The following is an 11,239-nucleotide window of genomic DNA, read 5'->3' as shown; positions in this document are numbered from 1 at the left end:
CTGAATATTTACTTGGCTTTTCGCAAATAAATATTGCCGTTAAAGGTCTTCATCATCACTCCGGCGCCGCCGCCGTTTAGTTTGCCGTAGGTCCAGTCGTCGGTGCTGAGGCGGGTGAGGCCGTTTTCGTTGGTGCGGTTGACTTTGGGCGGGCTTTTGTCCACGTCCACGTCGAAATCACTGTACACTTCGCCGCGTTCGGACTTCATTTTGAGGGCGGCTTTTACGTTGCCGGGAAAGGTCACGTCCACCTTGCCGTTGAGGGTGGAAAACGCCATTGGCGCGCCCGGCGTCACCTTGTTGAAGGTGGCAATCAGGTTGCCGTTCACGGTGGTGGCCACGGCCGAGCCCGACACTTGCTTCAGGGTGATGGAACCGTTCACGTTGTTGATTTCCAGCTCGCCGCTCACGTTTTCGACGCTGATATCGCCATTATTAACGGTGCTAATTCTGAGCGAAAAGCTCTGCGGCACCTTGATAGTCAGGTCGATGAGCTGCGCGGGCGAGTCCGTCGAAATTTCCACGTTGTTGTTCTTTTCCTCCACCGTCAGGTTGAGGCTGGTGCCGGCCGAGAGGCGTTTCAGGCCGCCGGATTCGGGCGCGGCGGGGCGGCGGTTGACGGCAGCCCGGCCGGTGGCGTCAATCAGCACGCTTTTTCCGCCGTAGCCGGTCACGTGAATGGACCCGTTTACGAGGCCTACTTCCAGCGTCCCGGGCTTGTCGGGCGAGGTCAGGGTGACGGTAAGCTGTTCTTTGGCGTTGTCCTGCGCCCGGCCCGGCAACGTGCCGCCAAACAGCAACAGCAAGACAATACTGGCCGCCCGCCCGGTAGGCAGCAAGGCCTTTTTAAGGATGTTATTCATTGGGAATAGCGCTAGACTATTGTTTGGTGACGGTTACGTTGCCGTTGAGGGTTTCAAAACGGAGGTCGGGGCCGCCTTTGCCCAGGCGCACGGCCGTGGCTTTGCTGAGCGTGTAGACGGTGCCGCCGCCGCGGCCTTCCCGGTTTTTGGTTACTTGCGTCGGCAGAATTTCGGCGTTGGGAAAGTCGGTGTAGAACTCGCCGTGCATGCTCTTGAAGTGCAGGTCGGCGGCCAGGCTCGCCGGGTAGCGCACCGTAATCTCACCGTTGATGGTTTTGTAGCTGGAGGCGCCGGGCGGCGGGGCGGCGTAGGTGGCGTCCACGTTGCCGTTTACGGTATGGGCGCTGGTGCGGCCCTGCACGTTGGCGAGTTTGATGGAGCCGTTCACGTTGCTCACGTCCAGCAGGCCGGTCACGTCGCGCACGTCCAGGGTGCCGTTGTTCACCGTCGAAACGCGCAGATTCATGGCATAGGGCACTTTTATTACGTAATCAACCTCGTAGCGGTACTTGATGGGGCGCTCGTTCCAGTTGCCGCGGTAGTTGTGGCGGGGCCGCGAATCGAAGGGGCCGGCCATGTACACAATCACGCTGTCGTTGCGCTGCAAAAAGCCCGGTTTGGCTTCGGCTTTGCCCGCTTCCAGGGTTTTGGCGTCGTCGGCCCGGATGGTTCGGGTGGCTTCCACCACCACCGTGGCGCCGGCGTAGCCCTGCACCGCTACCGACCCCTGCACGTTGTAGACGGCCAGCGTGCTGCGGCCCACGGCGTCGGTCAGCGTAAATTCTTTGCTGACTTTCTCGGTGAAATCTTTGGTTTGGGCACCGCAGGCAGTGCTAAACAGTAGCACCAGCAGGGTGCTGAGGCTGGGGCGAAAGCTGAGTCTGGTCATGGGAAGGAGGAGCTGAGGGCGCGGCGGGCCGGCCGGTTGAGAGGGTTTGAATGGTTTGTTCGAGCTTGCTTTTCACGGACTCGTCGAGGTTTTCCTGCTTGAGCAGCTCGCGCAACGGCGGCACCGACCGGCGCTCCTGTAGCTGCGCCATCACGTCAGCCAGGGCGGTTTGCACCAGCGGCGATTCTTGCCGGGCCAGCGAGTGCACCAGGCCCAGACGCACCGCGGGGTCCTGCGCCAGGGCCGCCAGGGCTTCCAGGGTGGCCAGCCGCACGTTCACGTTGGGGTCGTTATCGAGCGTGCTGAGCAGAGCCTCCACCACCTTGGTCGTGGGCTCGTCGAGCTGCCGGGTGTAGCTCACGGCCCGCAGCCGCTCGCTGGCCGAGGGGTTTTCGATGAGAGCCAGCATCATCATTTGCTTCATATCTCCCACCTGAGCGGCCAGCTGCGCAATTTGCTGCTGGTCGGCCGTATCAGCCGGGTGGGAATTATTGAGCCAGTATCCGCCCACCAGGCCCATGCCCAGCAGGCAAAAGCTGTACACCGCCCGCAGCAACGGCCGCGACACGTCCCGGTTCAGCCACCACTGCCACAGGCTTTGCAGGGAATAGCCCGGCGCGGGAGCCTCCGGTGCTTCGAAAGTGGCCAGCAGGGCATAAAAGTTGGGCCGCAGGTGGGGGCTGGGTTCCGGCACACGCGCCTGGCCCAGCGTGTGCCACACGGCCCGCACTGCCTCCAGCTCCGCGCGGCAGTCGGCACACTCGGCCAGATGCGCCGTTAGCGCGGCCTCTTCTGCAGCGGGCAGCTCGCCGCTCAGGTAGTCCAATAATTGCCCCTCGGAGTGTTCACAATTCATGGTATAGCTTAGTTTTCGATGCGTAGATAGACGGTTTTCAATTCCTTCATGGCGCGGTGCACGCGCACTTTCACGGCGCCTTCGGTGGTATTCAGTACCTGGGCTATTTGCGCGTATTTCATTTCCTGGAAGCGGCTTAATACCAGAATTTCGCGGTTTTCGGGGCTCATTCGGGCCAGGGCCTGGTGCAGCTGGGCTACTTCCTGGTCCTGCTCCAGGTGCTCGTCGGCGCGGTCGCCCCCGCCGAGGTGTTCGGCCATTTCGGCCACGTCGGTGTGGTGGCGGTCGTGGCGGTTTTTCTTCGCGTGGTCGGCCAGTACGTTGCGGGCCAGGTGGTACATCCAGGTGCGAAACTCGCCGGCTCCGGTGAAGGTATGCCGGTACTTGAGCATGCGGTAAAACACGGTTTGCACCAGGTCTTCGCTGGCATCGGCCCGCCCCAGCATGTGGTAGAGGAACCCAAAAAGCTGCTTGTGGTAACGCTCAAAAAGCAGCCCCATCCGATTCACATCCCCGGCTTTCACCCGCAGCATCAAGGCATTATCCGATAGCGAATCCAATTCTGTGGCGAGTGATAGGTGGGGGTATTTGACCGTGGACACCGCGCCACGCCGGGAAGGTTACCGACCAAAGGCAAATAATTACAAGACTTACGCAACTGCTTATCTGACGCACTTTCTCGCAGAGGTTCGCAGAGGTAAAACGCCGAGGTTCGCAGAGGTCAGGCTGCAAAATCTGCGAACCTCCGCGTTCTACCTCTGCGAACCTCTGCGAACCTCTGCGAACCTCTGCGAGAAACAAGTGTGCGTAAGTCCTAAATTAATTAATCCCCCAGCTTTTCGCGAATAAATATCATACTCTTTTCTCACCAACAATGAGTTGCGCCAAATACAACTTCTGTTTAGTTTGGCGCAGAGCCGCTGCACTGAGGCACGCCAACCATTAGCCCCAAATTGAACCGCCGCCAGCCAGTAACCCTGGGCCGATAGGAATCGTAAACAACTGAGCGCCTGCTGTTTATTTCGAAGCAACCGGCGTTTTCCTTTCCACTCATTTTCCTCCCGCCATGAAATTGCTTTTTCTGCTGGCCAGCGTGGTTTTTGCCACCACGGCGCACGCCCAAATCGTTCCCTTCGACCCCACTGCTCCCGTGCGGGGCGGCAGCCAGGGCCAAACCGCCATTCCACCCGTCAACCCGGCCCTGAACCAGAGCACCATTCAGGGGCCGTCGCAGGTGCAGCGCACAGCCACCAATCGCGACGCCCAGCCCAGCCGCCAGGTTTCGGACCAGGGCGCTTTCACCCCGGCCGCTACGCCTGAGCTTTCGCCCTCGGCCCGCCCCGATGTCCGCGAACAACCCATCATCAAGGACCGCCGCCGCCGCCAATCCACTGAAGTGGTTCCCACCCGTTCGCGCCGCAGCAACAGCAGCAACGTTCCACGACCGTAAGCTGTAAGCAGCTAACAGTAAACTATTGAATCTGCAACGCAAAGCTGGCGCGCGTCTCCGACGCGCGCCAGCCAGTTGATACGTAACAGCAGTTACCAAAAGAAAGGCCCGCTCATTACTAAGCGGGCCTTTTTGCTGACGAATTATCAGGTTATTTTTTCTTCTTTTTATCGGCGTGCGCCAACAGTTCGCTGCCGTGGCGGCGGAGCAGGTCGGCCAGCTCGAAGAGGGGCTTTTTGAGGTCGGCGGCCGCACCGGCACTGATTTGGCTGGTCTGGTTGCCCAGCATGGTGAGCGAATTGCCGATGGCGTTGGCGCTCAGGGCGCCGCTGGTGAGCAGGGATTGCAGGTTGCCGATTTCGCGGGCAATGTCCTGCAGGCCGGGCTCACTGCTTTGCAGAAACTGCTGCTGCCAGGTTTCAGTGTTGTCCATGGCCGAGCCCAGGGGCAGGCTGGTGAGGCCATTTTTGAGGGCACTAACGGTGGCGAGAAGTTGGTCGGAAGGCATGTGCTGAGTTGGTAAAAAGGTGAGTTGGTGAATAACGCGCTTATGAGCTTTCACCCGTAACTGATAACACTTTTTTCGTGCGTTTGGCTTTGGGCGGAGCGTTGGGGTCGGGCGGCAGGGTGAGCGGCGGGCTGGCAATGTTGGGCGCCGGGGCGCTCAGGCCCAACTCGCGCAAAATGGCCACGGCGCGCAAAGCACTGGCTTCTTTATTCTTGATTTCCAGCATCAAATCCATATCCAAACCGTGCAGGTTGGTGAGGAACTCGCGAAACCGCTCGTCCACCAAATCGGTGGTGTGCTTGCCTTTGCGCTCGCCCAGGGCCTGCGAGCTGTAGTCCATCATGGGTACGCCGTCGCGGGTGGGGTGCCAGGTGGCGGCGGCCAGGCGCAGGGCCTCGGCCATCGGCTCGCCGTGGTTCAGGCACTCGTGGTGGAAATTATCGAAGAGAATGGGCACGCCGGTTAGCTCGTGCAGATGCAGGCAGTCGCGCAGGGGGAACAACCGGTCGTCGTTTTCCACCACCACGCGGGCCTTCACGGCGGCGGGCAAGGTGGCGTGTACCGCCGCAAACCGGCTGATGGCCAGTTCCCGGTCGCCGTACAGCCCGCCCACATGAATCTGGAGCTTGGCCATGCTATCGAGGCCCATCAAGTCCAACATCGAGCCCTGATAAACCAACTCCTCGATGCTACGCCGCACGATGTCGGGGCTGGGCGAGTTCAGTACCACAAACTGGTCGGGGTGGAAACTCACCCGCAAGTCGTTGGCCTTAATGTAATCCCCGATTGCCCGAAACTGGGCCGCGAAATGGGTTTGCCAGGGAAAAGTGTTGATTTCGTGCGAGCCGAAAGGCACGATGCCCGAGCCCATCCGAAAAAAAAGCAGGCCCTGGGCCACATTCCATTCCAGCATCCGGCGCAGGCAGGTGAGGTTGGCCGACACCGCCGCCAGCAGCCGCTCTTCCGAGTAGGAAGCCAGCCGAAAGGTGTTGGCGGCGCTGCAATCCATCGCCTCGTTCACGCAGGGATACCCAATTTTCATACCCTCACCTTACGGGGAAGAGCGGGTGGCAGTTATAAAAGAGCACTCCCGTACCCCACCCCCGGCCCCCTACGGGAGAGAGGCCGGGGGTGGGGTACTACCGCTCGTACCCGCGGTTATCCTTAAACGCTTTGTTGTACTGCGCTTTCGCTTTGCGGGCTTTTTCGGCGCGCTGCTGGGCTTCGAGCTCCTCCATTTTGCGGCGCTGCTTGCCTTCGCGCGAGAATTGGTCGTAAATCAGGCTTACCGGACTTTGGATGGTGGGCACCGGCGCTTTTGGTGCGGTGGAGTCCACGGCAAACAGGGGCTTGGGCTTGGGCGGGCGCTGGGGGCCTTTCACCACCGGCGGCGACGGCCTTTTGATGTTGCGCAAGGCGCGATTGATAATGGCCCGGTCGGCGCGGTCGCTCACCACCTTCACTTCGCCTAGCTGCACGCTGTCGCGTACCAGCTGGATGCGCACAACAAGCTGCGAAAGGCCCGTACCGCCCAGCGTCATGCGCTGCGCCTTGTAGCCCAGGGCCCGAAACAGTACCGTGTCGGTGGGCAGGGCATCGACGGAAAAGTTGCCGGTGGCGTCAGTCACTACGCCGCGCCGGGTGCGCTGCACCTGCACCGTGGCGCCTGGCATGGGCTGGCGCGTGTCGGCGGCCGAAACCGTGCCGCTCACGCGCACAGCCTGTTGGGCCCGGACCGGACCAGCCGCGCCCAGCCACAGCAAGACGATGGCCAGCAGCCAGCGCCTCCAAGCTCCGCTATGGGTCAACACTTTATTCAATACAACTGGATTTGACACGTCTCACAAACACAAAGCAACCGCAAAGTTGTGCACCAGGGAGACAAAAAAGGCCCGCACCGTTGCAGGTGCGGGCCAGTTAGCACGTAGCGGCAAGCCGCCAGCACTTACTTAATAACGGTTTTGCTGCCGTCTACTTCTTTTATTTTGATGGTACCATCGTCGCCATCAACTTTGGTTTTATTGCCTTCAGCGTCTTTGATTTTGATGTCGCCATCGGCTTTCACCTTCATCTTGCCACCTTCGTCCATCATGCCGGCATCGGTAGAATTGCTCATGTCCGTACCCATGTTCTCCGACGAGGGCATGGCTGAATTGTCGTCCGCCATGCCGTAGTAGCTCATGCGGCCGGTTTCGTAGGCCTGGTACTGGGTAGGGTCGACAAAAATGGTTTTGAACTCGGCATCGGTGGTAGCCATCGACTCGCGCATGGCGGCAGCCATGCCGGTAGTGTCGGTGGCGTAGCGGGTTTGCATGTCGCCCATCTGGCGGTAGCGGTTCACGTACACGGTGCGGATTTTGGTCTTGGTGGCCTCGTCCGTAATTTTCATATCGGCCACCATTTTGTCGGCAATGCGCTGAGCGCGAGCCTCCATGTCGGCTTCCGACATCGCAGTGGTGGTTGTGGTCGTAGTGGTGGTGGCCATGCCATCGCCGGTCATAGTGGTATCAGTGGTTTTTTCCTGCGAGCAGGAAGCCAGCGAAAGGGCAGCAACGCCCGCAAGCATCAAAAGGGAATTTTTCATGAGAAAGTAAGAAAGAAGGGAGTTTTGGGAAACAACCGGACTGGCTGTTTTGTTGAGGGCGCTTTACGGCAAGCCCGCACCAGATGTTTCCCCAACGGTCTAACTTTTAGCGCTAACTAAGCACGGCGCAGCTCAAACAACGTGATTTCGGGCAGGAAGCCTACCCGGCCGGGGTATCCTAAATAGCCCAATCCAGTGTTCACGTACAGTTTTTGACGGCCTTGCTCGTAGAGGCCGGCCCACTGCTTGTACACATATTGCACGGGACTCCATTTCAGGAACGGTAGGTTCACGCCGAACTGCATGCCGTGGGTGTGGCCACTAAGCGTGAGGTCGATGTCGGGGTAATTCAGCACTTGCGCTTCCCAGTGCGAGGGGTCGTGCGAGAGCAGAATTTTGAAGGGCGCATCGGCACTGGCGGCGTGGGCTTTGGGCAGGTTGCCGTGCTTGGGAAAGTTGGCGTGGCTACTCCAGTTCTGCACGCCCAGCACCGCAATTTTGTCGTCGCCCCGCGTGATGGTGTGGCTGGTATCGTTGAGCAGCGTCCAGCCTATTTTGGCGTGGTTCTGCATCAGGCGCTCCAGGTTGGCCTGCTTTTCGGCCGGGCTCTCCCACTGCACGTAGTCGCCGTAGTCGTGGTTGCCGAGGCTGGAGAAGATGGGCAAATCCGACTTGATTCCGGCCAGGGCCGGGATGTGGGGCTCTACTTCGGTGGCGCGGTTGTTCACCAAATCGCCGGTCATCAGCACGAGGTCGGCAGCTTGCTTGTTAATGAGGGCCACCGCCCGTTGCAGCGGCTCCACGGAATTGAAGCTACCGGTGTGCAGGTCCGAAATCTGCACCACTTTGAAACCGTCGAAGGCGGGCGGCAGGTTGGGGAAGCGCAGCGTTACGCGGCGCACCTGGTAGTCGGTAGCTCCGCGCACCATGCCCCAGAGCAGCGCCGCAAACGGCACCGCGCCAATGCCCAGTGCCAGCTTGGCCAGGAATTCGTTGCGCGGTATGGCATCGGCCGCCACGCCGGCGGGCCGGGTGGCCGAGCTGATGGCCCAGCGCGCCAGCCGCGTCAGGTCTTCGAGCAACAGTGGAATAAGGATGAAAAACTTGCCGGCCAGCAGCAGCAGCGGCAAACTCATGAGGTAGCTTTTGAGCACGGTATTGCCCATTTGACGGGTGGTGCCGGCCCAGAAGGCCAACGCCCACACGCCCAGCGAAACCACCCAATAACCAATGGCAATGCCCCGGCGCACGGCCAGCGACTGGTGCTGCGCCAAGGTGCGTACGGCCTGATACCCATACCATTCGGCCAACACGAGGACGGCCAGAAACAACCATAAAAACAACGGATTTCGCATATTCAGATTTAAAGCGGACACTGCCGCGAGTGCATAACGCCCCGGCCGGCTTGGGGTTTAAACGCACCCGCCGGGCTTTTGCTTTACATTTAATTGAGTTTTGTCCTTCTACCAACCCCGTGCCGCATGAAAGCGCCTGACAGCCTGACCGAACGCCCTGCCCCGGCCCTACCGGGTACGACCCCGCCCTACGCCGCCCCGGCCGCCTCGGGCATCAAAAGCTGGGCCGAGGACGACCGCCCCCGCGAAAAGCTGATGACCAAAGGCCGCGCCGCCCTCTCCGACGCCGAGCTGATTGCCATTCTGCTCGGTTCGGGCACCACCAAGCTGTCGGCCGTAGACGTGGGCATGCTGATGCTGAAGGGCGTGGACAACGACCTGAATGCCCTGGCCCGCGAGAGCGTGAAGCAGCTCTGCCGCCACCCCGGTATCGGCCCGGCCAAGGCCATTACCGTGGTGGCGGCCCTGGAGCTGGGCCGCCGCCGCAAGGAGGCCGACGCCGCCCCGCGCACCACCATCACCTGCTCGCGCGACATCTACAACCTGATTCGGCCCCACCTCATGGACCTGCCCCACGAGGAGTTCTGGGTCATCCTCCTCAACCGGGCCAACGTGGTGATGCGCAAAACGGCCATCAGCCGCGGCGGCGTGGCCGGCACCGTGGCCGACCCGAAAATGATTTTCAAAGAAGCCCTGGAACAGCTGGCCAGCAGCATCATCCTGGTCCACAACCACCCCAGCGGCAACCGCAACCCCAGCGCCGCCGACATTCAACTCACCAAAAAGCTAAAAGAAGCCGGCGGTTTTCTGGACTTGCCCATCCTGGACCACCTCATCTACTCCGACCAGGGGTATTATAGCTTCGCGGATGAGGGGATGCTGTAGGGTTGGGGTAAAAGTCCCTCTTTCCTGAATCTAAAGGGTTCACACACCCAAATATTTCCATGGACCCATTCCATGATTCCATGCAGCAATCCCTCTTTGACACAATCAACCATGCTATTGCCGTTGCGCACGGTTCGGCCACATCTCCGCACTACGGTTTCCTACAAAAGACGTACAATAAGCGGCCCTATCAGCCGCTGATAGAGGAACTGGCGTTACGCTTTGCAATCACGGACACCACCGACCTTAACTACGACTCGGCGATGGTTTACAGCTTGCGCCAACAAGAGGAGCACTGTATTTTACCGTCACTCGTGGGCAAGTTTTTTCTGCTCTTTGATTCCATTGTGGACCGACAAAACCTTGTTGAACAACCCGCAACGAATGAGGCACGGGCGGTATTCAAAGCGGCGCATCAACACGGATTCGTTCCCATCGACCGGGCAACCCTGAAGCGACACACCTGCTTAATGGACGACTAAGGAGGCACCAAGACCGTGTGGGAAGCTCTTTTCGACCGAAGCTAGAAAGTTCGCAGGAACCAACCACACAGCAAATACTCCTTTCTCGCTTACTCTTTCGGAGCTGCACAACGAAAATTTATCTAATGGGGGCTTGCAGTCCCTAATATCTGTAGCAGAACAAACCTGCCACCCGGATTACAGCTCCACTCTAGCAGACTAACCGCACTATGTGCGCAAGGGTAAATTTGCGGCTTACCCCCTTGGTTCGATGTCGTTACTCACCCACTTAGCCGACGTGCCGGACTTCCGGCGGCAGAATAAAAACTTTCGCCACAAACTATTAGACATTCTCGTTATCAGCGTGCTAGCTGTGCTGAGCGGGGCCGACGATTTTGAGGAAATCGCCTGGTTTGGCCAGCAGAAAGAACCCGTCTTTCGGCGCTACCTCTCGCTGGACAACGGTATTCCGTCCGACGATACCTTCCGGCGGGTCTTTCAGCACCTGGACGCGGCGGCGTTCAACGCGGCCTTTCTGGCCTGGATGCGGCAGGTGCTGCCCGCCGACCAACTCGGCCAGGTTTGTATCGACGGTAAGACCCTGCGCGGCTCCGGCCCGCAGGCGCTGCACGTGGTGTCGGCCGTGGCCAGCGCCCAGGGCCTGAGCCTGGCCCAGGTGGCCACGGCGGGCAAAGGCCACGAACTGGCGGCCATCCCCGACGTACTGGCCCTACTCGACGTACGCGGCTGCCTCGTCAGCCTCGATGCGCTCAGCTGCCAACCTGCCATCGCGGCCCAGATTTGCCAGCAAGGCGGTGATTACCTGCTGGCCCTCAAGGAGAACCAGGCCACGCTCTTGGCCGAGGCCGAACGCGCCCTGGCTCAGGTGCCCGCTCGGCAGACGCTCGAATCCTGGAGCCTGGCCTCCCACAACACCCCGCTCTGCACCCAGGTCAGCGTCCAAACCGACCTGCGCTGGGTCGATGAAGAAGGCCGTTGGCCGGGGCTGGCCGCCCTGGTCCGGGTCGCGACCACCCGCCACCCGGTCGACGGACCGGCCCAGTCGCAGGCCGTGCGCTACTACCTCAGCAGCCGCGCGAGCCTGACCCCGGCCCAGGCCACGGCCGCCGTGCGCGACCACTGGGCCATTGAAAACAAGCTCCACTGGCACCTGGACGTGACGCTGGGCGAAGACGCCCACCGCTTGCGCCAGGCCCAAGCCGTGGAAAACCTGGCCCTCGTGCGCAAAATGGCGCTTAACCTGCTGCAACAGGACCCCACACGGGTCAGCATCAAGAAAAAACGAAAGCGGCTCGGATGGAACGATGCCTATTTAGAAGAGCTGCTGACCCAGATTTGCCACCAACTTGCATAGTGCGGTTAGTCTG

13 protein-coding genes are annotated in these 11,239 nt (G+C 60.3%); 4 read left to right on the top strand and 9 right to left on the bottom strand.

Annotated features, from left to right (window positions below; translation table 11 throughout):
• Window positions 1-8 precede the first annotated feature (8 nt).
• The 4 genes from GM79_RS17490 to GM79_RS17475 are packed head-to-tail and all read right to left on the bottom strand — an operon-like array spanning window position 9 to window position 3,141.
• Window positions 9-863: a DUF4097 family beta strand repeat-containing protein gene (locus GM79_RS17490; protein ID WP_051719015.1), complete on the bottom strand. Its 855-nt coding sequence runs from the start codon at window positions 861-863 to the stop codon at window positions 9-11.
• Window positions 864-879: 16 nt separating this feature from the next.
• Complete coding sequence (locus GM79_RS17485; protein ID WP_072008653.1) at window positions 880-1,752, bottom strand: DUF4097 family beta strand repeat-containing protein; 873 nt, start codon at window positions 1,750-1,752, stop codon at window positions 880-882.
• Window positions 1,697-2,608 carry a HEAT repeat domain-containing protein gene (locus GM79_RS17480; protein WP_072008652.1) on the bottom strand — a complete coding sequence of 304 codons (912 nt, stop codon included), beginning with the start codon at window positions 2,606-2,608 and terminating at the stop codon, window positions 1,697-1,699. Before GM79_RS17480 ends, GM79_RS17485 begins: the two co-directional genes overlap by 56 nt.
• Window positions 2,609-2,616: 8 nt before the next feature.
• Complete coding sequence (locus GM79_RS17475; protein ID WP_035566526.1) at window positions 2,617-3,141, bottom strand: RNA polymerase sigma factor; 525 nt, start codon at window positions 3,139-3,141, stop codon at window positions 2,617-2,619.
• 533 nt (window positions 3,142-3,674) lie between these two features.
• Between GM79_RS17475 and GM79_RS17470 the strand changes: the two genes are divergently transcribed.
• Window positions 3,675-4,058, top strand: a complete 384-nt coding sequence (locus GM79_RS17470) for a hypothetical protein (protein ID WP_035566504.1) — start codon at window positions 3,675-3,677, stop codon at window positions 4,056-4,058.
• A 151-nt stretch (window positions 4,059-4,209) separates the two neighbouring features.
• Here the strand turns inward: GM79_RS17470 and GM79_RS17465 are convergent, their stop codons facing one another.
• From GM79_RS17465 to GM79_RS17445, 5 genes are all read right to left on the bottom strand, one after another.
• A complete protein-coding gene (locus tag GM79_RS17465; RefSeq protein WP_035566501.1) occupies window positions 4,210-4,566 on the bottom strand; it encodes a hypothetical protein in 357 nt (118 codons plus the stop codon).
• Between the two features lie 40 nt (window positions 4,567-4,606).
• Window positions 4,607-5,608 (bottom strand): UV DNA damage repair endonuclease UvsE, encoded by a 1,002-nt coding sequence (uvsE, locus tag GM79_RS17460; protein ID WP_081867848.1) that lies wholly within the window; start codon window positions 5,606-5,608, stop codon window positions 4,607-4,609.
• A gap of 97 nt (window positions 5,609-5,705) precedes the next feature.
• Window positions 5,706-6,377, bottom strand: coding sequence for a carboxypeptidase-like regulatory domain-containing protein (locus GM79_RS17455; RefSeq protein ID WP_235184102.1), 672 nt, complete (start codon window positions 6,375-6,377; stop codon window positions 5,706-5,708).
• 134 nt (window positions 6,378-6,511) lie between these two features.
• A complete protein-coding gene (locus GM79_RS17450) occupies window positions 6,512-7,150 on the bottom strand; it encodes a hypothetical protein (protein WP_035566498.1) in 639 nt (212 codons plus the stop codon).
• A gap of 116 nt (window positions 7,151-7,266) precedes the next feature.
• Entirely contained in the window at window positions 7,267-8,505 is a 1,239-nt protein-coding gene (locus GM79_RS17445) for a metallophosphoesterase (protein WP_035566496.1), read from the bottom strand.
• A 126-nt stretch (window positions 8,506-8,631) separates the two neighbouring features.
• Here GM79_RS17445 and radC point away from each other — a divergent pair, with 126 nt between their 5' ends.
• The 3 genes from radC (at window position 8,632) to GM79_RS17430 (ending at window position 11,226) form a co-directional block, all read left to right on the top strand.
• A complete protein-coding gene (gene radC / locus GM79_RS17440; RefSeq protein WP_081867847.1) occupies window positions 8,632-9,390 on the top strand; it encodes a RadC family protein in 759 nt (252 codons plus the stop codon).
• A gap of 59 nt (window positions 9,391-9,449) precedes the next feature.
• A complete protein-coding gene (locus GM79_RS17435) occupies window positions 9,450-9,872 on the top strand; it encodes a hypothetical protein (RefSeq protein ID WP_035566493.1) in 423 nt (140 codons plus the stop codon).
• 250 nt (window positions 9,873-10,122) lie between these two features.
• Window positions 10,123-11,226: an ISAs1 family transposase gene (locus GM79_RS17430; RefSeq protein WP_035559885.1), complete on the top strand. Its 1,104-nt coding sequence runs from the start codon at window positions 10,123-10,125 to the stop codon at window positions 11,224-11,226.
• Window positions 11,227-11,239: the final 13 nt, after the last annotated feature.

The sequence above is a fragment of the Hymenobacter sp. IS2118 genome, from assembly GCF_000715495.1.
GTDB lineage: Bacteria > Bacteroidota > Bacteroidia > Cytophagales > Hymenobacteraceae > Hymenobacter.
This window is presented reverse-complemented; position numbering and strand designations above follow the sequence as displayed.

What these genes read in the sequence shown, in the direction of transcription:
- GM79_RS17490 (WP_051719015.1), bottom strand. Translation starts at nt 863, where the DNA reads ATGAATAACATCCTTAAAAAGGCCTTGCTGCCTACCGGGCGGGCGGCC.
- GM79_RS17485 (WP_072008653.1), bottom strand. Translation starts at nt 1,752, where the DNA reads ATGACCAGACTCAGCTTTCGCCCCAGCCTCAGCACCCTGCTGGTGCTA.
- GM79_RS17480 (WP_072008652.1), bottom strand. Translation starts at nt 2,608, where the DNA reads ATGAATTGTGAACACTCCGAGGGGCAATTATTGGACTACCTGAGCGGC.
- GM79_RS17475 (WP_035566526.1), bottom strand. Translation starts at nt 3,141, where the DNA reads ATGCTGCGGGTGAAAGCCGGGGATGTGAATCGGATGGGGCTGCTTTTT.
- GM79_RS17470 (WP_035566504.1), top strand. Translation starts at nt 3,675, where the DNA reads ATGAAATTGCTTTTTCTGCTGGCCAGCGTGGTTTTTGCCACCACGGCG.
- GM79_RS17465 (WP_035566501.1), bottom strand. Translation starts at nt 4,566, where the DNA reads ATGCCTTCCGACCAACTTCTCGCCACCGTTAGTGCCCTCAAAAATGGC.
- uvsE (WP_081867848.1), bottom strand. Translation starts at nt 5,608, where the DNA reads ATGAAAATTGGGTATCCCTGCGTGAACGAGGCGATGGATTGCAGCGCC.
- GM79_RS17450 (WP_035566498.1), bottom strand. Translation starts at nt 7,150, where the DNA reads ATGAAAAATTCCCTTTTGATGCTTGCGGGCGTTGCTGCCCTTTCGCTG.
- GM79_RS17445 (WP_035566496.1), bottom strand. Translation starts at nt 8,505, where the DNA reads ATGCGAAATCCGTTGTTTTTATGGTTGTTTCTGGCCGTCCTCGTGTTG.
- radC (WP_081867847.1), top strand. Translation starts at nt 8,632, where the DNA reads ATGAAAGCGCCTGACAGCCTGACCGAACGCCCTGCCCCGGCCCTACCG.
- GM79_RS17435 (WP_035566493.1), top strand. Translation starts at nt 9,450, where the DNA reads ATGGACCCATTCCATGATTCCATGCAGCAATCCCTCTTTGACACAATC.
- GM79_RS17430 (WP_035559885.1), top strand. Translation starts at nt 10,123, where the DNA reads ATGTCGTTACTCACCCACTTAGCCGACGTGCCGGACTTCCGGCGGCAG.